We start from the raw sequence: 25,633 nt of genomic DNA on the forward strand, positions 1-25,633 counted from the left end.
TAGGCGGGTGCCACCTGCAGCCGGTCGCGCACCTTTCCCCCGGTGGGGGCCGGCCTCGCAGTTCCCCGAGCCCCTGGGTGGGTGCCACTTTCTGTTGCGTTCACTGTTCGCGTGCGTCGTGGCTGGTCGCGCAGTTCCCCGCGCCCCTTAAAAGCGCTCACCCTCCCAGACAGACGGGGCCCTTGATGGCGCCCGCTTCGGCGCGAGAGGGCAACCATCAGGGGCGCGGGGAACTGCGCGACCAGCCCACCGCCGGGGGGAAGGTCCGGGGACGGCGGCCCGGGGCAGGACGGGCGGTCCTGTGCGGCCCTAGACGGTGCGCAGCGCGTGGGCGGAAAGGTCGCGGACGAAGGCCGCCCACTCCCCGGAGGGGAAGAGGAGCGCCGGCCCCGAGACATCCTTGGAGTCGCGAACCGCAACCCGCCCGGAGGGCAATGTTGCCGCCTCCACACAATTGTTCGCCGCAGTACTGTGGCTGCTGCGCCGCCACGCAACACCGAGCGTCGAACTGTTGGAAACGTGAGGGTACGGCGACGGCGTCAGCGCGGTCATGACGGGTGTTCCTCCTTGGTGAGCCGCGGCATCCGCGAGAACTCCTCACCGATTCCAGCGATCATCGCAGCCGATTCCGCACAGGGAAGCGCACGATCACGCAATCGGGCGAACGCGGCGGCGTAAGCGGTGATGTCCTGTTTCCGATCGACACAGAGACTACTCGTCAGATGGTCAAGAACAACCACATCCAGATCAGCAATGCGCGGAAAGGAGAAGATGACGAAAGAACCCGTCACCCCTATGTGCCCGCCCGCGGCAAATGGCAGCACATGCAGGGACACCTGCGGCAGCTCCGCCGCCTCGGCCAGCCGGCGCAGCTGACCGGCCATCACCTCGGGTCCGCCGACCTCGCGCCGCAGCACCGCCTCGTCGAGCACCGCGGTCAGCTCCAGCGGCGGGTCCTGGTGCAGCACCGCCTGCCGGGCGATCCGCACGTCCACCAGTGCGGCCACCTCGCGCGGACCGAGCTGCGGCATGACGTCCCCGGTCAGTGCCTGCGCGTACGCGGGGGTCTGGAGCAGCCCGGGGACGACGCTGGTCTCCATCGACCTGGCCCGGGTCGCCCCGGTCTCCAGGCTGATGAAGTCGCGGTACTCCACCGGCAGCACCTCGCGGAAGTCGTGCCACCAGCCGCGCTGGTGCCCGTACCCGGCGAGCGTGCGCAGCAGTTCGCGGACGTCGCGGTCGCGTACCGCGTAGACGTCGAGCAGCAGGTTGACGTCCTCGGCCCGCACGCTGCTGCGGCCGGTCTCGATCCGGCTGACCTTCGACTGGTGCCACCCCGCCAGGTCGGCGGCCTCACCGCTGGTCAGTCCCGCGAGATCACGCAACCGGCGCAGTTCCGCGCCGAGTCTGCGCCGGCGTACGGCTGGCACTCTTTCCATCGGTTCTCGCGCCTCCTCGGTGTGCGGCATGCCGCACAGCACGCCGCCCCATTCACCCGATACGACAGTCTGCCGACCAAATGCGCTCTCACGTAGCAGAGTTCACCGTTTTGAGCGACAGATATATGCAGACACCTGTGGAACGTCCGTATTGGCGGCACGATGAGTGTCATTCTGGCGCGAACCCGACGTAAGCGAGGCGGCCCGATTCACCGGGCTCCCCGCTCCGCCGCGGGTGCGCACCGGGGCCAGGTCACGGCGGGAAAGGGAAGCGTCGCCATGGCAGATCTTCAGGAAGCATCCGTCACCCTGCCGAGCGACCCCGCGTCGGTGACGACAGCCAGGCGCTATGTGTGCGGTGTGCTGGGGGAGTGGGGGCTGCCGGCCGGGTCCCCTGCCGTGGACGCGGTCCGCCTGATCGTCTCGGAGCTGGCCACCAACGCGGTGCTGCACACCTCGGGGCTGTCGCCGACCTTCACCGTGGACGTACGCCTGGAGCGCTCGGAGCAGCTGCACATCGGCGTCACCGACAGCCACCCGCGCTGGCCGCGGCAGGAGGCCGCCGCCGTCCAGCAGGACAACGGCCGGGGGATGGTGATCGTGCGCCACCTGACCGCGGAGTCCGGCGGCAGCCTCCAGGTCACACCGACCGACACGGGCGGCAAGACCGTGTGGATCATGCTTCCGTGGGCGGTCCCGGTCGCCTGAACCGCTGTCCCGGCCGGCTGAACCGCCGCCTGGAGCGGCGGCCGCGCCGGTGCAGGACCGGCAAGTCCCCGTCCGTCCCGGGAAGTCGGGGTCTTCACAGGACCCTCACATCCCAACGCCCCGCAGGTCGGCGGGTGTTCGGGTCGCGGGAGCCGGTGGCGGGGCTGTTTGCGTCACTTCACCAACTGTTGACACATCCGTAGTGCGGGCGGACCATTCCGAGGCCGGGAGAGCGCTCTCCCGACTCCCGGATCGCCGATGCGGCGTATTCCGGGCGTGTGGGCTGTCATGCCCGCAACATCCCCCCTGCGCACAAGGAGGTTTCCATGCCACGGAGGCCGAGAAAGATCCCCGGGCTGCTCGTCGCCCTCGCGCTGGTCACGGTCGGCGGCGGCGCACTGCTCACCGCGAACGCGGCGGCCAGCACCCCCGCCGCGGCGCCGGCCGGCTCGTCGGCTGCCGCGTCCCACGGCGCTCCCGCCGGGCAGGCGATGGCGGAGATGCCGGGTATGGCGGTGTCCGACCAGACCTCGGGCGACGACCCGGACGGCGACGGCTACATCATGGCCGACCCGCCGGTGACCGGCGTGACGCCGTCGACGTACGACCCGCCGCACGCGTACTTCCACGAGTTCCAGGCCAAGTGCGCGCCCGACCACACCGCCCCCGACGACCCGATCGTCTACCCGGGCCAGCCGGGGAAGTCGCATGACCACACCTTCATGGGCAACACCAGCACGAACGCCGGCTCCACCACCGCCTCGCTCGAAGCGGCCGGCGGGACGGCGTGTCTGGCGCCCGGGGACAAGTCGGCTTACTGGATGCCCTCGCTGTTCAAGGGCGACCAGAAGGTCCTGCCGATCGGGCCGCAGACGATCTACTACAAGTCGTCGGTCAACGACTACACCTCGGTCCGGCCCTTCCCCAAGGGCCTGCGGTTCGTGGTCGGCAGCCCGATGCAGACCCAGGACGAGTTCAAGAACCTCAAGGGCACCGTCGAGGGCTGGGAGTGCGGCACCAGCTACCACAACTGGAACTTCCCCGCGACCTGCCCCAGCACCCAGGACACCCAGCTGAACATCCGGCTGCAGGCGCCCAGTTGCTGGGACGGCATCCACCTCGACACCCCTGACCACAAGAGCCACATGGCCTATCCGGTGGCGACCGGTGCCAACCAGAACGTGTGCCCGGCCGACCACCCCGTCGCGCTGCCGATGATCGAGTTCAAGATGGCCTGGCCGGTCAACGGCGACATGTCGCAGGTGCACCTGTCCAGCGGCGCGGGCTACTCCTTCCACTACGACTTCTTCGCCGACTGGGACACCGCGACCCAGTCCGCGATGGTCGCCCACTGCATCAACGGCGGCCTGCAGTGCGACGCCCACGGCTACGACGAGTCCCAGCCCGGCAAGGGCGCCGTCCTCGACAGCAACTACCAGCTCATCCACTGACCCGTCCGGACGTGCTCTCCCGGGCGGGTTTTCCCCACCCGTTCGGGAGAGCGCTCTCCGGATCGTTTGCCGGATCGCTCTCCGGGTCAGACCCGCCCGTACCACACGCTGCCGGTCCAGATGCGTTCCAGCCGGACCCGCGCGCCGGTCTTGGGCGCGTGCCAGATCTCACCTCCGCCGGCGTAGATCCCGACGTGGTAGACGGACGAGCCGGACGAGCCGGAGTGGAAGAAGACCAGGTCGCCCGCCCGGCGGGCCGACGCGGCGATGTGCGTGGTGCTGCCGTACTGCGCCGCCGCGGTGCGCGGCAGCTTCTTGCCCGCCTGCCGGAAGGAGTACAGCGTCAGCCCCGAGCAGTCGAAGCGGTTGGGTCCTGCGGCTCCCCACTGGTAGGGGGAGCCCTGCTTGGATGCCGCCACCCCGAGGGCCTTCGCGGCCAAGGTGGCGGCTCCCGCCTGCTGTGCGGCGCCGGGCAGCAGGGCGGGGACGGCGACTGCTGCGGCGGTGAGCACGGACGCGGCCCCGATCCGGGACAGCCGTGCGGACAGTGCGTGAGGCGCGGTCATGCGCAACCCTTCGTCGTCAGCCTGCGAAGGATGACCTGTCGGGTTCGAGCAGGCGAAGATGCCCGGCCGCATGCAGCGGCTTCACCCCAAGAGGCGGCCTTGTCGTGCACGGGCTCACGCTCGGATTCGTGCGCGGTTCGTGCTCGGGGCGGCCGCCCCGTCGTGCCTGGGTCCTCCGCTCCCGCCGTTGCACTCGTGTCGACCTGGCATCCGCACGCCGGCGGGATTCGGCGTCCGTGCGGACCGCCCCGCCACGGCGGCGGGGGCTTGTCGTCACCACGGATCGTTACGCACCCGACGCGCCCGCACCGGGCGGGAAACGCCCGATGTGAGTCTCGTCACACTGCCGCCCTCCGGGTGACAGCGCTCCGCCTTCCGGGTGGTCGTGCTCGCCGCCGGGCCGTGTGACCTGCGTGCTTGCGAGCGGTCGGCAAACGGGTACGCAACCGCGCCGACGTCCCGCGCCGGGTTGCCGATCCGCCAATGGGCTGAGCCGATGTTCGGCCGAATCGGGGGTGGTCGCGCCGCTGAGTGACGACCGCGCGGCATGAAGGCGTCCCCAAGGACCCGCAGGGAGGCGTCAGTGCGCGCCCTGCGGCCCTGCCGCGGGCGGCACCACCGGGCGAGAGGAACGGCGTTCACCGTCGAGCACCCGCAGCGCCCGTGCCAGCGTGGTGTGGTGAAGCTCCGTCTCACCGCGCAGATGCATTACCGCCAGCGCCTCGCGCAGCGCAACCGCCCTGCCCACCAGTGCCTGTGCGGCCCGCAGCGCCCCGTAGGTGTCGGTGGTGCGCGAGGGGTTGATCCGGCCGAGCAGGTCCACGACCTCCAGGTAGCAGTCGATCAGCTCGCCCTCGGAGCGGGTCAGCGCGGGCAGCGGCGGGAGTTCCGGCACCACCCGGCTCACCGCGGGCCGGAGGCGGGGCCGTTGGGCTTGCGGCTGGTGGTCAGCCGGTCCACCAGGCCGTAGGCGACGGCGGCTTCCGCGTCGAAGACCTTGTCCCGCTCGATGTCGGCCCGCACCCGGTCGAGGCCCTGGCCCGTGTGCCGGGCCAGCAGCGTCTCCAACGTCTCGCGGGTGCGCAGCAGTTCGTTCGCCTGGATCTCCAGGTCCGAGACGTCGCCCTGCACCACCTCGCCCAGCGACGGCTGGTGGACCAGGACGCGCGCGCCCGGGGTGATCATGCGCTTGCCCGGTGTGCCCGCCGTCAGCAGCACCGCGGCGGCCGACGCCGCCTGCCCGATGCACACCGTCGCGACGTCGCAGGTGACGAACTGCATCGTGTCGTAGATCGCGGTCATCGCGGAGAAGGAGCCGCCGGGGGAGTTGACGTAGAGATGGATGTCCTGGTCCGGGGAAGCGCTCTCCAAGTGGATGAGCTGGGCCATCACGTCGTTGGCCGAGGTGTCGTCGATCGGGGTGCCCAGGAAGACGATCCGCTCCTGGAGCAGCTTCGAATACGGGTCCATGGTGCGGACGCCGTTGCTGCTGCGCTCGGTGAACTCCGGCAGGACGTAGCGGGCCGCGGGGTGGGTCATGGCAGGCACCTCCATACGTTCAAAATGTACAGGACGTACATCTCGTTATGATGGGGAGCATGACCCATGACGTCCCGGTGACACAAGCGCGGGCGGAGCTCGCCGACCTCATCAACCGCGTGGTCTACGGCGGTGAACAGGTGGTGCTGACCCGGCACGGCAAGCCGCTCGTCGCCCTCGTCTCCGCCGCTGACCTGCAACGACTGCGCGAACTCGACGAGCGTCCCGAGGAGCAGGTGATCAGTACGGTCTCCACGGTCGGCTCCCGGGCTTCTGCCACAGGCGAACGGCGCAGGTTCGGCATCGCCGCCGAGCACCGCGGACCCGGCACCGGCGACCGGCGCCCGTAACAGCCGTTAACGCGCCCGAAATCCCGCCGAACTAATCTCACATGCCTTGCCGGAGACTGTGAGGTGCGGCTGTGCGGTTGACCCCCCACGAGCAGGAACGCCTGCTCATCCATGTCGCGGCCGACGTGGCCGAGCGGCGGCGAGCCCGCGGCCTGCGGCTGAACCACCCCGAGGCCGTCGCGCTGATCACCGCGCACATCCTGGAGGGCGCCCGCGACGGGCGCAGCGTCGCGGAGCTGATGGAGTCCGGTCGCGGCGTCCTGACCCGCGACGACGTCATGGACGGCATCCCGGAGATGATCCACGACGTGCAGGTCGAGGCGACCTTCCCCGACGGCACCAAGCTCGTCACCGTGCACGAGCCGATCGTCTGAGGGGGCGGCGTGATTCCCGGAGAGATCCTGTACGCCGACGCGCCGGTCGTACTCAACAGCGGACGCCCCGTCACCCGGCTGGCCGTCGTCAACACCGCCGACCGCCCCGTGCAGGTCGGCTCGCACTACCACTTCGCCGAGGCCAACCCCGGCCTCAGCTTCGACCGGGCCGCGGCCCGCGGTCTGCGGCTGAACATCGCCGCGGGCACCGCCGTACGCTTCGAGCCGGGCATCCCCGCCGAGGTCGAACTGGTGCCGATCGCCGGCGCCCGGGTGGTCGCAGGTCTGCGCGGCCAGACGGGGGGAGCCCTCGATGGCTGAGCTGACCCGCCCGGTGTACGCCGACCTCTACGGTCCCACCACCGGCGACCGCATCCGGCTCGCCGACACCGACCTCGTCGTCGAGGTCGAACGCGACCTCGCCGGCGGCCCGGGAAGCGCCGGGGACGAAGCGGTCTTCGGCGGCGGCAAGGTCATCAGGGAGTCCATGGGCCAGGGCCGCGCCACCCGCGCCGAGGGCGCACCCGACACGGTGATCACCGGCGCGGTCGTGCTGGACCACTGGGGTGTGGTCAAGGCCGACGTCGGCCTGCGCGACGGCCGTATCACCGCCCTCGGCAAGGCCGGCAACCCCGAGACCATGGACGGCGTCCACCCCGACCTGGTCATCGGTCCGGAGACCGAGGTCATCGCGGGCAACGGCCGGATCCTCACCGCAGGCACCATCGACGCCCATGTGCACTTCATCTCGCCGACCCTGATGGACGAGGCCCTCGCCTCCGGTGTCACCACGGTGCTCGGCGGCGGCACGGGACCCGCGGAGGGCACCAAGGCCACCACCATCACACCGGGCGGCTGGCACCTGGCGCGGATGTTCGCCGCCCTGGAGGCCTACCCGGTCAACGTCGGCCTGCTCGGCAAGGGCAACACGGTCAACCCGGCAGCGCTGCACGCCCAGTTGCGGGCCGGTGCGGTCGGCTTCAAGATCCACGAGGACTGGGGCGCCACACCCGCGGCGATCGACGCGTGCCTGACGGTGTGCGAGCAGACCGGGGCGCAACTGGCCCTGCACACCGACACGCTGAACGAGGCCGGGTTCGTCGAGGACACCCTTGCCGCGATCGCGGGACGCGGCATCCACGCCTACCACGCGGAGGGCGCGGGCGGCGGGCACGCACCCGACATCATCAGCGTCGTCTCGCACCCCAACGTGCTGCCGTCGTCCACCAACCCGACCCGGCCGCACACCGTCAACACCGTCGAGGAGCACCTCGACATGCTGATGGTCTGCCACCACCTCAACCCCGCGGTACCGGAGGACCTGGCCTTCGCCGAGTCCCGGATCCGCCCGTCCACCATCGCCGCGGAGGACGTGCTGCACGACCTCGGCGCGATCAGCATCATCAGCTCCGACTCGCAGGCCATGGGCCGCATCGGCGAGATCGCGCTGCGCACCTGGCAGACCGCCCACGTCATGAAGCGCCGCCGCGGCTCGCTGCCCGGGGACGGTCCGGCAGACAACCACCGGGCACGGCGCTACGTCGCCAAATACACCATCAACCCCGCCGTCGCGCAGGGCCTCGACCACGAGATCGGCTCGGTCGAGCCGGGCAAGCTCGCCGACCTCGTGCTGTGGGACCCGGCCTTCTTCGGCGTCAAGCCGCACCTGGTGATCAAGGGCGGCCAGATCGCCTACGCGCAGATGGGCGACGCGAACGCCTCGATCCCGACCCCGCAGCCCGTCCTGCCCCGGCCGATGTTCGGCGGCGTCGGCGCCGCCCCCGCCGCGAACTCGGTCAACTTCGTCAACCAGGCGGCACTTGACGACGGGCTGCCGGAACGCCTGGGCCTGGCCAAGCACTTCACCGCGGCCCGCGGCACCCGCGCGGTCACCAAGGCCGACATGCGGGAGAACGCGGCGCTGCCGGACGTCCACGTCGACCCCGACACCTTCACCGTGACGATCGACGGCGAAGTCGTGGAACCTGCACCGGCCGCTGAACTGCCCATGGCCCAGCGCTACTTCCTCTTCTGAGGCCGGGGACCCGATGACCGAAACGGACACCGAGACCGGCACGGACGCCGACACCGCCGGCACCTCGATCCCCGGGGCGCTCACCGCGCTGCTGCTGCTCAGCGACGGGCGCTTCCCGGCCGGCGGCCACGCCCACTCCGGCGGCGCGGAGGCGGCGGTCGCCGACGGGCGGATCAGGGACGCGGCAGGCCTCGCGGACTTCTGCCGCGGCCGGCTGCACACCGCAGGACTGGTCGCCGCCGCACTGGCCGCGGCGGCGACCGCAGGACTCGACCCGCTCGCACTCGACGCGGCGGCCGACGCCCGTACGCCCTCTGCCGCGCTGCGCTCGGTCTCCCGGCGGCTCGGCCGCCAGCTGATGCGGGCCGCCCGCGCCACCTGGCCCTCCGCCGGCCTCGACGCGCTCGCCGCGGCCCGCCCGCGCGGCGCCCACCAGCCGGTCGTCCTCGGCCTGACCGCGCAGGCCGCGGGCCTGCCCCCCTCGGCCGCGGCCCACGCGGCGGCGTACGAGTCGGTGTCAGGCCCCGCGACCGCCGCCGTACGGCTGCTCAGTCTCGACCCCTTCCACGCAGCCGCCGTCCTGGCCAGGCTCGCGCCGCAGATCGATGCCACCGCCCGCACCGCCGCGAGCGCGGCCCACCGCGCCCGCACCCACGGCGTCAGCGCCCTGCCCGCGGCCTCCGCACCGCTGCTGGAGATCAGCGCGGAGGACCACGCGGCCTGGCCGGTGCGGCTGTTCGCCTCATGACGGCGCCGGCCGCCGCCGTACGCCACCCCGCCGCGGGCGGGCACCTTGCCGTGGGCGGCCGTCCTGCCCCGGGCCGGGTCCCGTCGCCGTCGGCACCCTGCCCCCAGAGGCCCGCGCGCCGTGGGCGGCACCCGGCCACCCGGGGTACGCCCTGGCCCGGCAGCCACTCCCGCCGCCCGACCCGCCACCCATCCGCCCCTCGACCGACGGAGACCGACATGCACCGCGACCACCCCGAGGTCTTCCCCGAGCGCTATGCGCACTCCTCCGCCGCCGTCGGCCCCGACGGGCGCCGCCGCGCGCTGCGGATCGGCCTGGGCGGGCCGGTCGGATCCGGCAAGACCGCCACGGTCGCCGCGCTGTGCCGCACCCTGCGCGACCGGCTGTCGATCGCGGTGGTCACCAACGACATCTACACCCGCGAGGACGCCGAGTTCCTGCTGCGCAGCGCCGTGCTGCCGCCCGAGCGGATCGTCGGCGTCGAGACCGGCGCCTGCCCGCACACCGCGATCCGCGACGACATCTCGGCGAACCTGGAGGCCGTCGAGGACCTGGAGGACGCGGTCGGACCGCTCGACCTGGTGCTGGTCGAGTCCGGCGGCGACAACCTCACCGCGACCTTCTCCAAGGGCCTGGTCGACGCGCAGATCTTCGTGATCGACGTGGCGGGCGGCGACGACATCCCCCGCAAGGGCGGCCCCGGGGTCACCACCGCCGACCTGCTGGTCGTCAACAAGACCGACCTGGCGCCCTACGTCGGCGCCGACCTGGACCGGATGGCGCGCGACGCCGCCGCCCAACGGGGCGATCTGCCGGTGGTGTTCACCTCCGTGACCCGCGGTGAGGGGATCGCGCCGGTCGCCGCGTGGGTCGGCGAGCGGCTGACGGCCTGGACGGCATGAGCGTCACCGCGGCCGCCCGCATCGGGGCGGCCCGCGACCGGTACGGCGGCACCGCGCTGCCCGTGCTCGCGGGCGCCGGCCCGCTCGCCCTGCGCAGGACCCGCGCGGCCCGCCGCGGCGAGGCCCGCGTGACCGTGGTCGGGGCGATGAGCGGACCGCTCGGCGGTGACCGGCTGCGTATCGAGGTGGACGTCGCCGCAGGGGCGAGGCTGACCGTCGACTCCGCCGCCGCGACCGTCTCGCTGCCCGGGCGCGAGCGGCGGCAGGCCCGCTACGACGTGCGGCTGACCGTCGGCGAGGACGCGGAGCTGCGGTGGCTGCCCGAGCCGGTGATCGCCGCCCGCGGCAGCGACCTGCGGATGACCACCCGGGTGCACCTCGCCCCGGGCGCGCGGCTGGTGCTGCGCGAGGAACTGGTGCTCGGGCGGCACGGCGAGGAAGCGGGGCACCTCACCAGCCGGCTCACCGTCGAGCAGGCCGGTCGGCCGCTGCTCGACCAGGAGCTGGCCTTCGGCCCCGGGGCGGCGCCCGGCTGGGACGGCCCCGCGGTCCTCGGCCCGTACCGCGGTGTCGGCCAGCTGCTCCTGGTGCCGGGGCCAACGCCGGGCCCCGCCCTGCCGCTGCCGCCGCTGACCTCGCGTACGGCGCTCGCGGGCGGCGGGGTGCTGCTGATGTCGCTCGCGCCCAGGACCGCCTTCGCGCAATCCGCGGCAGCAGAGGTCGCGGCAGCGGAGGCCGCCGCGGCAGAGGCCGCCGCCCTGACGGGCTGACAGGGAGCGGCCGGCCGGTGCCGTCAGCGGGCGGAGACGGGGGCGGCGAGCAGGCAAGTCGCGGATCTCGCCCGCACGCACGGCCGACGTGGACCGCAGGGCCGAGGTCGGCCCGTGGGTGTGCTCGGTGCGCCCTGGAGGTGGATGCCGGCCCCGGACGTCGGGAGGTGACCGCCGCCCGGTGGTCGCGGCCCCCCCGCAGGGCGCCGCCGCGCGCTGGTCCCCACCGGTGCCTTCCCCGACCAGCCGCCTGTGGCAGGACCCGTCCGGGTAAGGGACCTGTGGTCAACGGGGTGCGGCCAGCTCCGCGGCGAAGGCCTCGGCGGCAGGACCGGCGGCGGCGCCCCGTACCAGCTCCACCCGGTGCACCAGGTGCGGTGCGCTCAGCGGCACCGCGCGCGGACCCGCCGCCGAGCGCGGCAGCACCGCCAACCCGTGCCCTGCCGCGACCAGTTCGTGCAGCACCCGCGCGTCACCGCCCGCATAGGGCACCCCCACCGGGTAGGCCGCGGGCAACGCCGCCCGCAGGTCCGCCAGCGGCACCGCGGCGCCCGGGGCGTCCAGCCACAGCGCGTCGGTGAGGTCGGCGAGGCGCAAGGCGTCGCGCCCGGCGAGCGGATGTCCCGGCGGCAGCATTACCGCAAGGGGTTCCTCGCCGACCAGCTCCACCGCAAGGCCCTCGGCCTGCGCCAGCCGCAGCGGGTCGGTCGGTGCCACCGCCCCGTCCACCAGGGCCGCGTCGACGTCGCCCGCGACCACCGCGGGGACCGCCGCCGCCCGTTCGATGCCGCGCACCGCCACCTCGACCCGCGGCATCGCACCCCGCACCTGTGCGAGCGCCCGCGCCGCCCGCGGCCCGAAGGCGCAGCCGCCCGCGCCGACCACCAGCCGCACCACCGGCGTACGGGCCACGCGTACGACGTCGGCGCGGGCCGCCGCGAGCCGGGTGAGCAGCACACCCGCGTGGTCCAGCAGCCGGGCGCCCGCCTCGGTGGGGGCGACCGGGCGGCGGCCGAGCAGCGGCACACCGAGATCCGCCTCCAGCGCGGCGACCTGCTGGGAGACGGCCGACTGGGTGTAGCCCAACTCCTGGGCCGCGGCCGAGAAGGACCCCAGCCGGGCGACCACCGTGAACGTACGCAGCAGATGCGGATCCATGGCCATCAGTATCACTGATGCACCGAGCAGAATGAATCGTTGGACGCGATAGTGCCGCCAGGCCCACGATGAGCGTCATGACAACGGACTCCCGCACAACGGACTCCCGCACAACGGACTCCCGCACAACGGACTCCCGCACAACGGACTCCCGCACAACGGACTCCCGCACAACCGACTCCCGCCCCGAAACCGCGACCGCCGCCTCCAGGGCCACCTCCCGGAAAGCGCCCCGCCGGGCCACCGCCCGTATCGCCCTGGTCGGCGACCGCAGCCCCGCCGTCCGCTCCCACCAGCGCGTGCCCGGCCTGCTCGACGCACTGCGGCGCCGACACGCCCTGCCCGTCGAGGGCTACTGGATCCCCACCCAGGACGCCCGCTCGCCCGGCGCCGTCCGCGGCTTCGACGCCGTATGGCTGCTGCCGGGCAGCCCCTACCGCAGCGAGGCCGGCGCACTGACCGCGGTGCGCACCGCCCGCGAGAGCGGCATCCCCTTCCTCGGCACCTGCGGCGGCTTCCAGCACGCGCTGCTCGAATTCGCCCGCACGGTCTGCGGCCTGGCCACCGCCCGGCACGCCGAGAACGACCCGCGCCCGCCGGAGGAGGCAGATGACCTGCTGATCGGCCCGCTCGCCTGCTCCCTGGTCGGCCACGAGGGCCGGCTGACCACCGTCCCGGGCAGCCGCGCCGAGCAGCTGCTCGGCAGCCGGGAGAGCGTCGAGCGCTTCCACTGCGCCTACGGGCCCGTGCCCGCGCTGCTGCCGCTGCTGGCCGAGTCGGGGCTGCGCTTCACGGGACACGACAGCGAGGGGGAGCCCAGGATCGCCGAGTTGCCCGGCCACCCCTTCTACCTCGCCACGCTCTTCCAGCCCGAGCTGGCCGGCGACGGCACCGAGCCGCACCCCTTCGTCTCCGCCCTCGCCGAGGCGGCCGTCACCCATGCGGCTCAGGCCAACTCACCAGCGAAATCACGCTTTGATGAAGAATCACCCGGCTGGCCTGTTCACAGTGACTCCACAGCGGAAAGGATTCGCACTCAATCACTGTGACAACCGTGGTCACAAGCCACGGTCCAGAGGGGGAGGTTCGACGTGAGACGCACGATCGTGCTCGTCTCCACCGGCGCCCTGATCGCGGGCGCCGTCGCCGCGGCGCCTGCCGCCACCGCGGGAGCCGCACCGGCGTACCGCCCGCCGGCGGTGACCGTACCGGAGTCCGTAGGCGTCACCATCGCCGCGCTCAACGCCCGCCGCACCGGCATCCAGTGGGCCGACTGCCCCGCCGACTGGGGCCTGGCCGCCCCGGTCCAGTGCGGCTGGGTGACCGTGCCGGTCGACTACCGCAAGCCGTACGGCGCCACCATCAAGCTCGCCGTGGACCGCGCGGCCAGCACCGGCACCGCCGAGGAGCGGCAGGGCGCCCTGGTCTACAACCCGGGCGGCCCCGGCGGCTCGGGCCTGCGCTTCCCGGTGCGCAGCGCCACCGCCGCGCCGCTGTGGACCAAGACGGCCAAGGCGTACGACTTCATCGGCTTCGACCCGCGAGGCGTCGGCCACTCGGCGCCGATCTCCTGCGAGGACCCGCAAGCGTACGTCTCCGCGCCCAAGGCCGACCCGGTGCCCGACAGCGACGCCGACAAGCAGGCGCAGCGCAAGCTGGCCGCCGAGTACGCGCAGGGCTGCCTGGAGCGCACCGGCGCGGCGATGCTCTCCCAGATGACCACCCCCAACACCGCCCGCGACCTGGACGTGATCAGGGCGGCGCTGCACGAGGACCGGCTGAACTACCTGGGCGTGTCCTACGGCACCTACCTCGGCTCGGTCTATGCCACGCTCTTCCCGACCCACGTCCGGAGGATGATCATCGACAGCGTGGTCGACCCGTCACGCGACCAGGTCTGGTACCAGAACAACCTGGACCAGGACGTCGCCTTCCAGGGCCGCTGGGCCGACTGGGAGGCCTGGGTCGCGAAATACGACTCCGTCTACCACCTGGGCAGCACGGTCGCCCAGGTCCAGGCGAAGTGGGAGGCGCTGCGGGCGGCGACCAAGGCGCACCCCATCGGCGGTGTCGTCGGCCCGAACGAGCTGCTCAACTTCTTCACCAACGCCCCCTACTACGACTCCACCTGGGCCACCGTCGCCAGCGTGTGGAGCCAGTACGCGGCGGGTGACACGCAGGCGATGGTGGACGCGGCAGGCCCCGACATGTCGGACACCGCGGGCAACATCACCGCGGAGAACGGCACCGCCGTCTACACCGCGGTCGAGTGCACCGACGCCAAGTGGCCCACCAGCTGGCACAGGTGGGACCGCGACAACACCGCGCTCAACGCCACCTACCCGCTGCTGACCTGGTCCAACGCCTGGATGAACCTGCCCTGCGCCACCTGGCCCGTGCACCAGCAGACGCCGGTCGACGTGCGCTCCCACCACGGGCTGCCCGGGGTGCTGATCGTGCAGAGCACCAACGACGCGGCGACCCCGTACCCAGGCGCGCTGGAGGCCCACCGCAGGCTCGCGGGATCCCGGCTGATCACCGAGCAGGGCGCGGGCTCGCACGGCGTCACCAACCTGGTGAACCCGTGCATCAACTCGCGCGTCGACGACTACCTGCTGCACGGCACGCTCGACCGGCACGACGTGGTGTGCACCCCGCACGCCACCCCCGTGCCGTAGCCGGCCGCGTACGCAAAGGGCCGCCGTCCGCACCCTGCTGACAGGTGCGGGCGGCGGCCCGCGGCATCTCAGGCGGGCACCCCGGGGAAGGCCGCGGCGAAGGCGGCACGCACGGGGGAGTCGGGCCGGCGGTCGAGCACCGCGAAGACCACCTCGTCCACGGCCGCCGCGAACCGGCCGCCCGGCCGCAGCAGCACGGCGAAGGCGGCGGCCACCCTGGCCGGGTCGTTCTGGAAGACGCCGCAGCCCCAGGCACCCAGCACCAGCCGCCGGTACCCTTGCGCCACCGCCACCTCGAGCACCCGCTCGGCCCGCGCGTCCAGCGCAGGCCCGACCTCCGCGCTACGTTCCGGGGCCGTCCGCGCGATCACCCCGGCGTTGGGCGCGGGGGAGGTCAGGAAGCCCGCCGTCCACGGCACGTCCAGCAGCCCGCCGCGCCCGTCCCGGAAGACCGGCACCGCGGGGGAGTGGATGACCCGGTCGGAGTAAAAGGGGTCGCGGTGCGTGCGGTGGTGCTCGTAGTAGTCCGGGGCGCGCAGCAGGCAGCTGTAGAGCGCCGCCGCCCGGCACAGCGCCTCCTCCTGCGCCTGCGCCCCGTTGAGGTAGCCGCCGCCGGGATTGCGCGCGGAGGCGAAGTTCAGCACCGCGACCGCCGCACCGTCCGCCGCGGTCAGCCGCCGCGCGGCGGCGACGCTGTCCTCAGGGGTGACCGTGCAGCGCGCGCCCGGCCCCGCCTCGACCGCCGGCACCGGCACGGGGTCCGGGCCGAAAAGCCGGGTGCCCCCCGCCGCCGCGGCCACCGCGGGCGCGGGTCGACCCACTGCCCGGCGGGGCCGCGGTAGCCGCCCTCCGCGACGATCTGCTCGTTCTCCCTGGCGATGTTCCGCAGCCGCGCACTCATGGGTGCGAGGCTAGGCGGCCACCTGCCCCCGGTGCGAGGCGATTTCCCGCACCGGCCGCCCTGCCCCTGTCAGGACGACTTGCGGCGCAGCCGCGCCGCCACGCCCTTCTGCTGGGCGGCCTGCTCGGCCTTCACGTCGCCCGCGTAGCGGTCCACGTACTCCTGGCCTGACATCGCGAGGACCTGGTACATGATCTCGTCGGTCACCGCCCGCACCACCTCGCGCTGGCCCTCCATGCCGTAGAAGCGGCTGAAGTCCAGCGGGGCGCCGAAGCGGATGGTGACCCGGCCCATGCGCGGGATCTTCCGCCCGGGCGGCTGCAGCTCGAAGGTGCCCAGCATCGCGCACGGCACGACCGGCGCGTGCGCCCGCAGCGCCATCACCGCCACGCCCGTCCTGCCGCGGTAGAGCCGGCCGTCGTGCGAGCGGGTGCCCTCGGGATAGATGCCCAGCAGCTCACCGCGGCCCAGCACCCCGAGCGCCGCGTCGATCGCGGACTGCGAGGCCTTGCCGCCCGAGCGGTCCACCGGTATCTGGCCCACCCCGCGGAAGAAGGCCGCGGTCAGCCGGCCCTTGAGCCCGGGACCTGTGAAGTACTCGGCCTTCGCCAGGAAGGTGATCCGCCGCGGCAGCATCGCCGGCATCACGAAGTGGTCGGAGAAGGACAGGTGGTTGCCCGCGACGATGGCCGCACCGCTCTCCGGGATGTTCTCCATGCCCTCGATCCGCGGCCGGAACAGCAGCCGCAGCAGCGGTCCGAGAATCACGTACTTGAGCACCCGGTAGAACACGGGCCGCCTCCCCCTCGACAGGTCCCGGCACGCCCGGGCCGCGCTGCGCCGGTCCACCGGCGCCCCGGCAGAGTAGTGCCCGCCCGCGGGACGCCACCAGCGCGGGGGCGCTCAGCCGCGGCCGCGCGCCTCCAGGGAGGCCAGATACGCGTTGTACGCCACGAGTTCGGCGTCGCCGTCCCGGTCGGCGGCCCGGTCCTTGCGGCGGGCCTGCCGCTGCTCGGAGGTGTACCACTGGAAGAGCAGCGCCACCAGCACGATCACCGACGGGATCTCGCTGAAGGCCCAGGCGATGCCGCCGGCCGCGGTCTGGTCGCCGAGCGCGTCGATGCCCAGCGACGCCGGCGGGTGCTTGAAGGTCGTCACCAGCGGCTCGCTGGCCATCATCACCGCGATGCCGAAGAAGGCGTGGAAGGGCATCCCGGCGAACAGCTCCAGCATCCGCATCACGTAGCCGGGCCGGTGCGGCCCCGGGTCGACGCCCATGATCGGCCAGAAGAAGAGCAGCCCCACCGCGAGGAAGTGCACCATCATCGCCAGGTGCCCGGCCTCGCTGCGCATCAGGAAGTCGAACAGCGGCGAGAAGTACAGCGCGTACAGGCTCGCCACGAACAGCGGGATGGTGAAGGCCGGGTGCGTGATGACCCGCAGGTACCTGCTGTGCAGCAGCTTCACCAGCAGCTCGCGCGGCCCGGTCCTGCCCCGGCCGGCCGCCGGCAGCGCCCGCAGGGCCAGCGTCACGGGGGCGCCGAGCAGCAGCAGGATCGGCGAGAGCATACTCAGGACCATGTGCTGCACCATGTGCACGCTGAACATGACCATGCCGTAGTCGTTGAGCCGGGTGCACATCGTCAGCCCGACGGTCAGCACCCCGGTGGCGAAGGCCGCGGTACGCCCCACCGGCCAGCGGTCGCCGCGCCGGTGCAGCCGCACCACCGCGAAGCCGTACAGCGCCAGCAGCAGCACACAGCCGATCAGGAAGAACGGGTCGCCGCTGCTGTAGGCCAGCCCCCGGCCGAGGGTGAACGGCGGCAGATCCATGTGCATGCCGTGTCCACCGTGGTCCATCCGTTCACTCCTTGCTCGCGCCGACCGGCAGCAGGCCGTTTCGACCGTTGTGCCCGCTCCAGAGTAGGACCGCCCCCGGCCGGCGGTCCGGGCGGGGGCGGCTGCGGGCGCGCGGGGGCGGCGCCGTCGAGGTCAGCGGGTCACAGGACGCACTCGGCCTCGGTGTAGCGGTCGGCCGGCACGGTCTTGAGGTGCTGCACCGCGTCGGCGAGCGGCACCAGCGTGATGTCGGTGCCGCGCAGCGCGGTCATCATGCCGAACCGCCCGTTGTGCACGGCCTCCACGGCGTGCCAGCCGAAGCGGGTGGCCAGCACCCTGTCGTAAGCGGTGGGGGTGCCGCCGCGCTGCACATGGCCGAGGATCACCGGGCGGGCCTCCTTGCCCAGGCGCTCCTCCAGCTCGACCGACAGCTGGTTGGCGACACCGCTGAAACGCTCGTGGCCGTAGACGTCGGTGGCGCCGGAGGAGAACTCCATGGTGCCCTCACGCGGCTTGGCGCCCTCGGAGACCACCACTATGGCGAACTTCTTGCCGGCCTCGAAGCGCTTGCCGACCACCGCGGCCAGCTCCTCGACGTCGAAGGGCCGCTCGGGCACCACGATCGCGTGCGCGCCCGCGGCCATGCCCGAGTGCAGCGCGATCCACCCGGTGTGCCGGCCCATGACCTCCACGATCAGCACCCGCTGGTGCGACTCCGCGGTGGTCTTGAGCCGGTCGAGGGCCTCGGTGGCCACGGTGACCGCGGTGTCGAAGCCGAAGGTGACGTCGGTCGAGGAGATGTCGTTGTCGATGGTCTTGGGCACCCCGACGATCGGCAGGCCCGCGTCCGACAGCAGCCGGGCCGCCTTCAGGGTGCCCTCGCCGCCGATCGGGATGATCGCGTCGAGGCCGAGGTCGGCGACATGGCCCTTGGCCTGCTCGACACCGCCGCGCAGATGCGCGGGCTGCACCCGGGAGGAGCCGAGGATGGTGCCGCCGCGGGCCAGGATGCCGCTCACCGCATCCAGGTCGAGCTTGCGGTAGTCGCACTCCAGCAGGCCCTTCCACCCGTCGTGGAAGCCGATGACCTCGTCGTTGTGGTCCACGACGGCGCGGTGCACCACGGACCGGATGACGGCGTTCAGCCCGGGGCAGTCGCCGCCGCTGGTCAGGACACCAATACGCATGCTCTCGATACTCCAAGCAACTCGACCGGACGGCCGGACCACGTCGTCCGGATGGATCACGGCAAGCTTACCGAGCCGGTCGCGCACGCCTCCACGCCGACCGCACTGCGGACACCTGACGATTACCCGAACACCAGGCGACGCTTCCGGAGCGTGACGCCCCGCCGGTCAGGCGGGCTGCACCGCCGCGGCGATCCGCTCGGCGCGCAGCGCGTCGTACCACTGGTCGTCCACCGGCGGCAGCGCGTTCACGTCGAGGGCCAGCTTGATCAGCAGGTCGGCGATGTGCGGGTTGCGGGCCATCACGGGCCCGTGCATGTACGTGCCGAACACCGTGTCGTTGAAGGCGCCCTCGGTGCCGTCCCCGGTGCCGTTGCCCTTGCCGACCCGCAACCGGGCCAGCGGCCGGGCGGTGCGCCCGAGGTGGGTGATGCCCTGGTGGTTCTCGAAGCCGGTCAGCGGCGGCAGGCCGAGCTGCGGGTCGATGTCGGCGAGCACGTCGCCGACACACCGCTCCCCCTCGCCCCGGGTGCTGACCACGTCGAGCAGGCCGAGCCCCGGCTCGGGGCGGCCCAGGTCGTTGATGAACTCGTGGCCGAGGATCTGGTAGCCGGCGCACACCGAGAAGACGATCGCCCCGTTGGCCACCGCCCGGTTCAGCCCGCCGTCGCGGCGCAGCCTCTCGGCGGCCAGCCGCTGCGGGCGGTCCTCGCCGCCGCCGATCAGGTAGATGTCGCCCGAGGTGGGGACGGGCTGGTCCGAGCGGACGTCCACCCGGGTCACCGGCACCCGGCGCTGCGTCGCCCTGCGCTCCACCACCAGCGCGTTGCCCTGGTCGCCGTAGGTGCTCAGCAGGTCGGGGTAGACCCACACCAGGCGCAGGCTGGACTCACTCATTCGTGCTCTCCTCGGCGGTTCAGTTGCCGACACGGCGGCGCAGGTCCTGGAAGGCGGTGTAGTTGGCGATGGCCTCGATCCGGCCGGGCGGCGCGGACCGCACCGCCTCGTCGAGGTTGGCGCAGACCCGGAACTGCAGGTTCGCCACCTCAAGGCGTACCGCCAGGTCCATCTTGCGGTCGCCGATCACCAGGATCGGGTGCCCGGCCAGCCGGGTGTAGTCCACGTCCCACAGCCAGGAGGTGTCGGTGCCGTCGGCGCCGCGCGCGTTCACCGACAGGATCACCGGGGTGGGCGGGCCGTCGATCAGCGAGAAGGTCTCCAGCCAGCCGGCCGGGTTCTTCGCCAGCAGCAGCCGCAGGTCGCGCTGCAGGAAGGACACCACGTCGTAGCGTCCGGCGACGGCCTGCACCTTGTACATCCGCTCCAGGGCGACCTTGGGGTCGATGCCGAAGGCGGCGGCCACCGCGGCGGAGACGGCCGCGTTGGACTTGTTGGCCCGGCCCGGCAGCTGCAGCTGGATCGGCCAGGCGACACCGTAGGGGTCCACGACGTGGTCGCCGGACAGCGCCCAGGTCGGGGTGGGGCGGCGGAAGCCGCACTCGCCGCAGTACCAGTCGTCGCCGGGGCGCTGCAGCACACCGCCGCAGGACGGGCAGGACCAGGCGTCGTCCTTCCAGGACTGGCCGGCCGCGACCCACACCACGGTGGGACTGGAGGAGGCGGCCCAGGTGATCAGCGGGTCGTCCGCGTTGGCGACGATGATCGCCTCGGAGCCGGCCAGGCCCTCGCGCCACTTCTCGGCCAGCATCCGGGTCTCGGCGGCCCGGTCGAGCTGGTCGCGCGAGAGGTTCAGCAGGGCGATGGCCTTGGGGGAGACGTCCCTGGCGACGCCCGCCAGGTACTTCTCGTCCACCTCGATCACGCCGAAGCGGGCGTCGGAGCCGCCGGCCAGCGCCGAGGTGATGCCGGCCGGCATGTTGGCGCCCAGTGCGTTGGAGACCACGGGGCCGCCGGCCCGCAGCGCCTCGGCGAGCAGCCGGGTGGTGGTCGTCTTGCCGTTGGTGGCGGACACCAGCACCACGTCGAGGTGCCGGGCGAGCCTGGCCAGCAGGTCGGGGTCGAAACGCAGCGCGACCTTGCCGCCGATCACCGACCCGCTGCCCTTGCCCGCCGCGCGGGACACCGCCGCCGCCGCCCTGCCCGCCGTCACGGCCAGCTTCGCCCGTGGCGACAGCGGCTCCGAGTTGCCTGCCATCGTCTGTCTTCCTCCTCGACTCCGGCCGCGATGCCGCCTGCGCCGGCCGGTTTTCCGTCCCCCGGGCGGCCGCTGCGGCGGCCGGCAAGTTCCGGTCGGGGCCAGCCTATCGACTCCGCGCCGCGGACCGGCACCGCGCCGCCCGGCGGCGGGCGGGTGTCACAGCCCGCGGCTGCCGGCCCGGTCGCCGGTCTCGGCGAGCCGGCCCCACAGCAGGTCGGCCAGGTGACGCACCAGCAGGTCGCGCGACAGCGGCCGCTCGCCGAGCCACCAGTCGCCGGCCGCGTACATCATCCCGACGATGCCGTGGCCCCAGACCCTGGCCACCTCGCGGGTGTCGGGGCCGAGGTCGAGGCGTTCGGCGATCACCTCGCCGAGGTCCTCGCCCATCCGGCGCAGCAGCGGGACCGAGTGCCGTCCGACGTCGAAGCCCTTCTCGTCCGAGGGGGTCTCGGCGGGGTGCATCAGGAAGCGGTAGACCTGCGGCCTGGTCTCGATCGCCGACAGGTACGCGTGCAGCGTCGCCTCGACGCGGTCCCTGCGGTCGCCGGGGGAGTCGAGCGCGGTGCGCAGGGTGGCGAGCAGCGCGTCGGTGTGCCGCTTGGCCAGGGCCCGGTACAGGCCGCTCTTGTCGCCGAAGTGCCGGTAGAGGATGGGCTTGGTGATGCCGGCCTCGGCCGCGATGGCGTTCATCGACGCCTCGGGCCCGTCCCGCAGCACCACGCGCTCCGCGGCTTCGAGCAGTTCGGTGCGGCGCCGCTGGGTGGCCGTCCGCTGGTCGTCACGCTGGCCGGTCTCCACCGCGCCCTCCCGCTGTTCGATTGCCGGTGGTCTGCGCAACGTAACACCCCCGGCTCGGGCGCTCACGCGGAGTTTGGCGAGTTGACATCGCTTACTTGACGGTAACAGACTGGTGTTACCGCAAGTAACTAGCATGTGGAGGGGACGATGGGCGACTTCACGCTCGATCTCAACGACGACCAGCGGTCCGTGCGCGACTGGATCCACGGCTTCGCCGCCGACGTGATGCGCCCGGCCGCGGCCGAGTGGGACGAACGCGAGGAGACCCCGTGGCCCATCATCCAGGAGGCGGCCAAGATCGGCTTGTACTCGCTGGACTTCTACGCCCAGCAGTTCTTCGACCCCACGGGTCTCGGCATCCCGATGACGATGGAGGAGCTGTTCTGGGGCGACGCCGGCATCGCGCTGTCCATCGTCGGCACCGGGCTGGCCGCGGTCGGCGTGCTCGCCAACGGCACCGAGGAGCAGATCGGCACCTGGGTCCCGCAGATGTACGGCGACGCCGCCGACGTCAAGGTCGCCGCCTTCTGCTCCTCAGAGCCCGACGCCGGCTCCGACGTGGGCGCCATGCGCACCCGGGCCGTGTACGACGAGGCCACCGGCGAATGGGTGCTCAACGGCACCAAGACCTGGGCCACCAACGGCGGCATCGCCGATGTCCACGTCGTCGTCGCCGTGGTCGACCCGGAACTGGGCACCCGCGGCCACGCCTCCTTCATCGTGCCGCCCGGCACCCCGGGGCTCTCGCAGGGCCAGAAGTTCAAGAAGCACGGCATCCGCGCCTCGCACACCGCAGAGGTCGTCCTCGAGGACGTCCGCATTCCCGGCGACTGCCTGCTCGGCGGCAAGGACAAGCTCGACGAGCGGCTGGCCAGGGCGCGCGAGCGGGCCGCCTCCGGCGGTGCGGGCGGCGGCAGGAACGCCGCCATGGCCACCTTCGAGGCGTCCCGCCCCGCCGTCGGCGCGATGGCGGTCGGCACCGCACGGGCCGCCTACGAATACGCCCTCGAATACGCCACGGGGCGCGAGCAGTTCGGCCGGCCGATCATCGACAACCAGGGGGTGGCCTTCCAGCTCGCCGACATGCGCACCCAGATCGACGCGGCCAGGCTGCTGGTGTGGCGGGCGTCCTGGATGGCGACCGCGGGCAAGCCCTTCACCTCGGCGGAGGGCTCGATGTCCAAGCTCTTCGCCAGCGAGACCGCCAAGAAGGTCACCGCCCAGGCCATCCAGATCCTCGGCGGCAACGGCTACACCCGTGAGTACCCGGTCGAGCGGATGCACCGCGACAGCGCCATCTACACGATCTTCGAGGGCACGAGCGAGATCCAGCGGCTGGTGATCGCCAGGACCCTGTCCGGCGTCCCGATCCGCTGACCGGCACCGGCCTGCTCAGCGCGGCCCGCCGGACCCCGCACCGGGTACGGCGGGCCGGGCGGTTACGTGTGGCCGGCTACTTGTCGTTGCCGTAGCCGCGCAGCAGGAACCACGCCATGAGCGCGACGCCGACCACCGTGACGACGATGACCGTACGCATCACGGGGCCGGGGCCCGGCGAGTTCGACAGCGCCAGGTCCGTCACGCCGTGGATGGTGCCGATGTGCATGGGAAGGCTCCTTCTGGTCCGGCCCACCAGCCTAGACCCGCCCGCCCGGCCCTCCTGCCCTAGGGCGCCCCCTGGCTGCCCGCCGGGTGGCGGCGGCCCGCCGACCTGGGGCGCAGCGCCTCGGCCAGCTCGTCGAGGGTCTCGACCAGCAGCGCGGCGCCGCGCCGCACCACCCGGTCGCCCGCCGGGTCGGATGCCCAGCCGGCCAGCTCGGTGTGCAGCGCCTGCCAGTCCGGCGCCCTGCGCGCCCTGACCTCGCCGGCCGCGACCGCCGTGGTCTCCCGCAGCGCCGCCGCGAAACGCGCCGCCTCCGGCACCGGCACCGCGTCCCTGGCGGGCTGGTGCGCCTCCATCACCAGGCCGACCCGGCCCACCGCCGACAGCGCGGCGTCCGCGTCCCGCACCGCGCTGCGCGACAGGCCGCGGTGCCGCACCGGCTCCGCATCCGCCCTGGTCACCGCCTGGTCCCAGGCCGCGCCCGCCGCCCGCAGGTCGAGCAGTGCCCGGCGCACCGCGCCCGGCCGGCGCCTGGACGGCTCCGCGTGCGCGTCCATCACCGCGGCCACGTAGCCGGCCGTCGCCTCGATCCACTCCGCCAGCCGGTCGCGCAGCCGCGGGGTCTCCCACGCGGGGAAGACCGCGTAGGCCAGCATCGCCAGCAGCCCGCCGAGCAGCGTCAGCAGCACCCGGTCGCGGACCGTCTGCTCCAGCTGCGTACCGCCCATGCCCAGCAGGAAGACCACATAGGCGCCCACGCACGCCTGCGCGACCACGTATCCGCTGCGCAGCAGCAGGTACATCAGGCCGACGCTGACCACCGCGAGCGCGGCGAAGGTGTACGTGCCCGGGTGCGCGGCCTGCGTGATCGCCGTTGCCAGCGCGACACCCACCAGGGTCCCGGCGAAGCGGGCCACCCCGCGCTCGTAGGTCTGGGTGAAGTCGGGCCGCATCACCATCACCGCGGCCAGCGGCGCCCAGTAGCCGTGCCCCAGCGGCAGCACCGTGCCCAGCAGATAGCCGGCCGAGGCCACCGCGGCGACCCGCAGCGCGTGCCGCAGGATCGGCGAGTCCCAGCGGATCTGGCGGCGTACCGTCCGCACCGCGGTCGGCAGCAGCTCGCCCAGCGACGGGCGCAGCAGGTGCGCGGTGCCCGTCGCGTCCGAAGGCCCCGAGCCCTCGGCCCGCTCCACCGCGGCGCTCAGCAGCGACACCAGCCGGGTCGCCGACCTGCGCGCGGCACCGGTCAGCTGTGCGCCCGGCGCGTCGGCCCGCAGCAGCTCGTCCGCCCGCGCGGGCACCTTGACCGCGCCGCCGTCCCTGATCGCCCGGGCCACCGCGTCCAGCACGGAGGCCGCCACCGCCAGCACCTCGCGCGCCCGGTCGCGCTCGGGACCCTCGGCGGCGGCGCCCACCGTCGGGTCGGCGAGCGAGGCGAGCACCGGGCGGATGCGCTCGGCCAGCGCCCGGCTGCCGTGCAGCTCCTCGGGCCGCCGCCTGGCCTGCCAGGCGGTCACCACGGCCGCGCTGCGGGCGGTCATCAGCGGCTCGGGGTCGAAGGGCGCCAGCGGGTCGTGCCGCAGCCGGCGCGCGTAGTCCGCCTCGGCCGCGAAGGCGTCGGCGAGCGCGTCGCGCTGCGCGCCCCAGCGGCGGATCGGGAAGACCACGATCAGCGCCGCCTGCACCAGCGCGCCGAGCCCCACGAGCGCCGCGTGCTGCAACGAGCTGAGCACCGACGTCGGCAGAGTGACCGTCACCAGCATCACCGCGACCGTCAGCGACGCGACCGTGCCGGTCGTCGGGCCCAGCGCCCACGCCATGCCGGCCGCGAAGGCCCACACCGCGAGCAGCAGGACGAAGAACACCACGTGCGAGGCGGCCAGATACCCCAGGAAGGTGCTCACCGCCAGCCCCGCGCCCGCGGCCAGCGCGAGCACCGGCCGCGGCCGCCAGCTGCGCTGGAAGGTCGCCATGCCGGCCGCGAAGGCCCCGAAGGCCGACGACGCGGCGACCGGCGGCGACCACAGCCACAGTGCGAGGCCGACCACGATCGCCACACCGCCGGCGGCCCGCAGCGCCACCAGCGGTTCGAGACGGGGGCGTTCCACCCGCAGGCCCGACCTGGCGGTCTCCCGCAGCGCACGCAACCACGTCATGGTGCAGAGAATAGGCAGAACCAGCAGCCGCGGTGCCGCTGCGAAATGCCCCGTACCAGCGGATACGGCACATCTCCCGGCGCGGGGGTGACACGGCGCACGTCACCGGCCGCCCCGCGCCCTCACACCAGCGCGCCGCCGTCTGCTTCAATGGGGGACATGGTCGGCACTACTGACACCGGGACAGGTCGCAGCGACCTCGAACCCTTCTGGCCGTCCCGGCAGGAGCACCACTTCGACCGCTGGTGTTGCCGCGCGATCCCCGCGCGGACC

At 73.1% G+C, this 25,633-nt stretch carries 26 protein-coding genes and 1 pseudogene; 12 read left to right on the top strand and 15 right to left on the bottom strand.

The annotated features are described in order from the left end of the window. Positions 1 to 309: 309 nt before the first annotated feature. Positions 310 to 552: a DUF397 domain-containing protein gene (locus JT723_RS30670; RefSeq protein ID WP_205048123.1), complete on the bottom strand. Its 243-nt coding sequence runs from the start codon at positions 550 to 552 to the stop codon at positions 310 to 312. Further along, positions 549 to 1,439 (bottom strand): helix-turn-helix domain-containing protein, encoded by an 891-nt coding sequence (locus JT723_RS30675; protein ID WP_205048124.1) that lies wholly within the window; start codon positions 1,437 to 1,439, stop codon positions 549 to 551. The genes JT723_RS30670 and JT723_RS30675 overlap by 4 nt, the downstream gene beginning before the upstream one ends. Before the next feature lie 279 nt (positions 1,440 to 1,718). Between JT723_RS30675 and JT723_RS30680 the strand changes: the two genes are divergently transcribed. Both JT723_RS30680 and JT723_RS30685 read left to right on the top strand, forming a co-directional pair. Continuing rightward, on the top strand, positions 1,719 to 2,147 hold the full coding sequence (locus JT723_RS30680) for an ATP-binding protein (protein WP_205048125.1): 429 nt from the start codon (positions 1,719 to 1,721) through the stop codon (positions 2,145 to 2,147). A 326-nt stretch (positions 2,148 to 2,473) separates the two neighbouring features. Continuing rightward, positions 2,474 to 3,598, top strand: coding sequence for a DUF1996 domain-containing protein (locus JT723_RS30685; protein ID WP_205048126.1), 1,125 nt, complete (start codon positions 2,474 to 2,476; stop codon positions 3,596 to 3,598). Positions 3,599 to 3,684: 86 nt separating this feature from the next. Here JT723_RS30685 and JT723_RS30690 read toward each other — a convergent pair whose 3' ends face one another. The 3 genes from JT723_RS30690 to JT723_RS30700 all read right to left on the bottom strand — a co-directional run bounded on the left by JT723_RS30690 (position 3,685) and on the right by JT723_RS30700 (position 5,703). After that, a complete protein-coding gene (locus tag JT723_RS30690) occupies positions 3,685 to 4,164 on the bottom strand; it encodes a C40 family peptidase (protein WP_205048127.1) in 480 nt (159 codons plus the stop codon). A 580-nt stretch (positions 4,165 to 4,744) separates the two neighbouring features. Then, a complete protein-coding gene (locus tag JT723_RS30695; protein WP_205048128.1) occupies positions 4,745 to 5,062 on the bottom strand; it encodes a hypothetical protein in 318 nt (105 codons plus the stop codon). Positions 5,063 to 5,067: 5 nt separating this feature from the next. Beyond that, positions 5,068 to 5,703 (bottom strand): ATP-dependent Clp protease proteolytic subunit, encoded by a 636-nt coding sequence (locus tag JT723_RS30700; protein ID WP_205048129.1) that lies wholly within the window; start codon positions 5,701 to 5,703, stop codon positions 5,068 to 5,070. A 59-nt stretch (positions 5,704 to 5,762) separates the two neighbouring features. Between JT723_RS30700 and JT723_RS30705 the strand changes: the two genes are divergently transcribed. The 7 genes from JT723_RS30705 to JT723_RS30735 all read left to right on the top strand — a co-directional run bounded on the left by JT723_RS30705 (position 5,763) and on the right by JT723_RS30735 (position 10,882). Further along, complete coding sequence (locus tag JT723_RS30705; RefSeq protein ID WP_033174657.1) at positions 5,763 to 6,053, top strand: type II toxin-antitoxin system Phd/YefM family antitoxin; 291 nt, start codon at positions 5,763 to 5,765, stop codon at positions 6,051 to 6,053. Positions 6,054 to 6,124: 71 nt separating this feature from the next. After that, positions 6,125 to 6,427, top strand: coding sequence for an urease subunit gamma (locus JT723_RS30710; RefSeq protein ID WP_205048130.1), 303 nt, complete (start codon positions 6,125 to 6,127; stop codon positions 6,425 to 6,427). Positions 6,428 to 6,436: 9 nt separating this feature from the next. Continuing rightward, complete coding sequence (locus tag JT723_RS30715) at positions 6,437 to 6,748, top strand: urease subunit beta (RefSeq protein WP_205048131.1); 312 nt, start codon at positions 6,437 to 6,439, stop codon at positions 6,746 to 6,748. Beyond that, on the top strand, positions 6,741 to 8,462 hold the full coding sequence (locus tag JT723_RS30720; RefSeq protein WP_205048132.1) for an urease subunit alpha: 1,722 nt from the start codon (positions 6,741 to 6,743) through the stop codon (positions 8,460 to 8,462). Before JT723_RS30715 ends, JT723_RS30720 begins: the two co-directional genes overlap by 8 nt. Before the next feature lie 13 nt (positions 8,463 to 8,475). Beyond that, entirely contained in the window at positions 8,476 to 9,210 is a 735-nt protein-coding gene (locus JT723_RS30725) for an urease accessory protein UreF (protein ID WP_205048133.1), read from the top strand. A 218-nt stretch (positions 9,211 to 9,428) separates the two neighbouring features. Beyond that, positions 9,429 to 10,112, top strand: a complete 684-nt coding sequence (gene ureG / locus JT723_RS30730; RefSeq protein ID WP_205048134.1) for an urease accessory protein UreG — start codon at positions 9,429 to 9,431, stop codon at positions 10,110 to 10,112. Continuing rightward, complete coding sequence (locus tag JT723_RS30735; protein ID WP_205048135.1) at positions 10,109 to 10,882, top strand: urease accessory protein UreD; 774 nt, start codon at positions 10,109 to 10,111, stop codon at positions 10,880 to 10,882. Before ureG ends, JT723_RS30735 begins: the two co-directional genes overlap by 4 nt. Positions 10,883 to 11,167: 285 nt before the next feature. Here JT723_RS30735 and JT723_RS30740 read toward each other — a convergent pair whose 3' ends face one another. After that, entirely contained in the window at positions 11,168 to 12,040 is an 873-nt protein-coding gene (locus JT723_RS30740) for a LysR family transcriptional regulator (protein ID WP_205048136.1), read from the bottom strand. A gap of 77 nt (positions 12,041 to 12,117) precedes the next feature. Between JT723_RS30740 and JT723_RS30750 the strand changes: the two genes are divergently transcribed. Together JT723_RS30750 and JT723_RS30755 are read left to right on the top strand one after the other, a co-directional pair. Beyond that, positions 12,118 to 13,089 carry a CTP synthase C-terminal region-related (seleno)protein gene (locus JT723_RS30750; RefSeq protein WP_240166445.1) on the top strand — a complete coding sequence of 324 codons (972 nt, stop codon included), beginning with the start codon at positions 12,118 to 12,120 and terminating at the stop codon, positions 13,087 to 13,089. A 42-nt stretch (positions 13,090 to 13,131) separates the two neighbouring features. Beyond that, positions 13,132 to 14,718 (top strand): alpha/beta hydrolase, encoded by a 1,587-nt coding sequence (locus JT723_RS30755; protein ID WP_205048137.1) that lies wholly within the window; start codon positions 13,132 to 13,134, stop codon positions 14,716 to 14,718. 68 nt (positions 14,719 to 14,786) lie between these two features. Here JT723_RS30755 and JT723_RS30760 read toward each other — a convergent pair. From JT723_RS30760 to JT723_RS30790, 7 genes and pseudogenes are all read right to left on the bottom strand, one after another. Beyond that, positions 14,787 to 15,619 (bottom strand): annotated as a pseudogene (locus tag JT723_RS30760) (TIGR02452 family protein). A 69-nt stretch (positions 15,620 to 15,688) separates the two neighbouring features. After that, positions 15,689 to 16,411 carry a lysophospholipid acyltransferase family protein gene (locus JT723_RS30765; protein ID WP_205048138.1) on the bottom strand — a complete coding sequence of 241 codons (723 nt, stop codon included), beginning with the start codon at positions 16,409 to 16,411 and terminating at the stop codon, positions 15,689 to 15,691. Between the two features lie 111 nt (positions 16,412 to 16,522). Beyond that, positions 16,523 to 17,479 carry a cytochrome c oxidase assembly protein gene (locus tag JT723_RS30770; RefSeq protein ID WP_205048139.1) on the bottom strand — a complete coding sequence of 319 codons (957 nt, stop codon included), beginning with the start codon at positions 17,477 to 17,479 and terminating at the stop codon, positions 16,523 to 16,525. A 140-nt stretch (positions 17,480 to 17,619) separates the two neighbouring features. Then, on the bottom strand, positions 17,620 to 18,645 hold the full coding sequence (locus JT723_RS30775) for a 6-phosphofructokinase (RefSeq protein WP_205048140.1): 1,026 nt from the start codon (positions 18,643 to 18,645) through the stop codon (positions 17,620 to 17,622). Between the two features lie 168 nt (positions 18,646 to 18,813). Then, on the bottom strand, positions 18,814 to 19,542 hold the full coding sequence (locus JT723_RS30780; protein WP_205048141.1) for a type 1 glutamine amidotransferase: 729 nt from the start codon (positions 19,540 to 19,542) through the stop codon (positions 18,814 to 18,816). A 19-nt stretch (positions 19,543 to 19,561) separates the two neighbouring features. Beyond that, positions 19,562 to 20,800, bottom strand: a complete 1,239-nt coding sequence (locus JT723_RS30785; protein ID WP_205048142.1) for a MurT ligase domain-containing protein — start codon at positions 20,798 to 20,800, stop codon at positions 19,562 to 19,564. Between the two features lie 159 nt (positions 20,801 to 20,959). Then, on the bottom strand, positions 20,960 to 21,601 hold the full coding sequence (locus tag JT723_RS30790) for a TetR/AcrR family transcriptional regulator (protein WP_205048143.1): 642 nt from the start codon (positions 21,599 to 21,601) through the stop codon (positions 20,960 to 20,962). A gap of 147 nt (positions 21,602 to 21,748) precedes the next feature. Here JT723_RS30790 and JT723_RS30795 point away from each other — a divergent pair, with 147 nt between their 5' ends. Next, positions 21,749 to 22,978 (top strand): acyl-CoA dehydrogenase family protein, encoded by a 1,230-nt coding sequence (locus JT723_RS30795; RefSeq protein ID WP_205048144.1) that lies wholly within the window; start codon positions 21,749 to 21,751, stop codon positions 22,976 to 22,978. 76 nt (positions 22,979 to 23,054) lie between these two features. Here the strand turns inward: JT723_RS30795 and JT723_RS30800 are convergent, their stop codons facing one another. Continuing rightward, positions 23,055 to 23,207, bottom strand: a complete 153-nt coding sequence (locus JT723_RS30800) for a hypothetical protein (protein ID WP_205048145.1) — start codon at positions 23,205 to 23,207, stop codon at positions 23,055 to 23,057. 59 nt (positions 23,208 to 23,266) lie between these two features. Continuing rightward, entirely contained in the window at positions 23,267 to 25,360 is a 2,094-nt protein-coding gene (locus tag JT723_RS30805) for an FUSC family protein (protein ID WP_205048146.1), read from the bottom strand. Between the last annotated feature and the right edge of the window lie 273 nt (positions 25,361 to 25,633).

The organism is Actinacidiphila bryophytorum (genome assembly GCF_016916835.1).
GTDB lineage: Bacteria > Actinomycetota > Actinomycetes > Streptomycetales > Streptomycetaceae > Actinacidiphila > Actinacidiphila bryophytorum.

Excerpts from the sequence above, each read along its gene's own strand:
- JT723_RS30700 (WP_205048129.1), bottom strand. The coding sequence starts at position 5,703 with ATGACCCACCCCGCGGCCCGCTACGTCCTGCCGGAGTTCACCGAGCGC.
- JT723_RS30795 (WP_205048144.1), top strand. The coding sequence starts at position 21,749 with ATGGGCGACTTCACGCTCGATCTCAACGACGACCAGCGGTCCGTGCGC.
- JT723_RS30775 (WP_205048140.1), bottom strand. The coding sequence starts at position 18,645 with ATGCGTATTGGTGTCCTGACCAGCGGCGGCGACTGCCCCGGGCTGAAC.
- JT723_RS30740 (WP_205048136.1), bottom strand. The coding sequence starts at position 12,040 with ATGGATCCGCATCTGCTGCGTACGTTCACGGTGGTCGCCCGGCTGGGG.
- JT723_RS30685 (WP_205048126.1), top strand. The coding sequence starts at position 2,474 with ATGCCACGGAGGCCGAGAAAGATCCCCGGGCTGCTCGTCGCCCTCGCG.
- JT723_RS30680 (WP_205048125.1), top strand. The coding sequence starts at position 1,719 with ATGGCAGATCTTCAGGAAGCATCCGTCACCCTGCCGAGCGACCCCGCG.
- JT723_RS30770 (WP_205048139.1), bottom strand. The coding sequence starts at position 17,479 with ATGGACCACGGTGGACACGGCATGCACATGGATCTGCCGCCGTTCACC.
- JT723_RS30725 (WP_205048133.1), top strand. The coding sequence starts at position 8,476 with ATGACCGAAACGGACACCGAGACCGGCACGGACGCCGACACCGCCGGC.
- JT723_RS30750 (WP_240166445.1), top strand. The coding sequence starts at position 12,118 with ATGACAACGGACTCCCGCACAACGGACTCCCGCACAACGGACTCCCGC.
- ureG (WP_205048134.1), top strand. The coding sequence starts at position 9,429 with ATGCACCGCGACCACCCCGAGGTCTTCCCCGAGCGCTATGCGCACTCC.
- JT723_RS30675 (WP_205048124.1), bottom strand. The coding sequence starts at position 1,439 with ATGGAAAGAGTGCCAGCCGTACGCCGGCGCAGACTCGGCGCGGAACTG.
- JT723_RS30800 (WP_205048145.1), bottom strand. The coding sequence starts at position 23,207 with ATGCACATCGGCACCATCCACGGCGTGACGGACCTGGCGCTGTCGAAC.
- JT723_RS30785 (WP_205048142.1), bottom strand. The coding sequence starts at position 20,800 with ATGGCAGGCAACTCGGAGCCGCTGTCGCCACGGGCGAAGCTGGCCGTG.
- JT723_RS30670 (WP_205048123.1), bottom strand. The coding sequence starts at position 552 with ATGACCGCGCTGACGCCGTCGCCGTACCCTCACGTTTCCAACAGTTCG.
- JT723_RS30720 (WP_205048132.1), top strand. The coding sequence starts at position 6,741 with ATGGCTGAGCTGACCCGCCCGGTGTACGCCGACCTCTACGGTCCCACC.
- JT723_RS30735 (WP_205048135.1), top strand. The coding sequence starts at position 10,109 with ATGAGCGTCACCGCGGCCGCCCGCATCGGGGCGGCCCGCGACCGGTAC.
- JT723_RS30780 (WP_205048141.1), bottom strand. The coding sequence starts at position 19,542 with ATGAGTGAGTCCAGCCTGCGCCTGGTGTGGGTCTACCCCGACCTGCTG.
- JT723_RS30805 (WP_205048146.1), bottom strand. The coding sequence starts at position 25,360 with ATGACGTGGTTGCGTGCGCTGCGGGAGACCGCCAGGTCGGGCCTGCGG.
- JT723_RS30705 (WP_033174657.1), top strand. The coding sequence starts at position 5,763 with ATGACCCATGACGTCCCGGTGACACAAGCGCGGGCGGAGCTCGCCGAC.
- JT723_RS30690 (WP_205048127.1), bottom strand. The coding sequence starts at position 4,164 with ATGACCGCGCCTCACGCACTGTCCGCACGGCTGTCCCGGATCGGGGCC.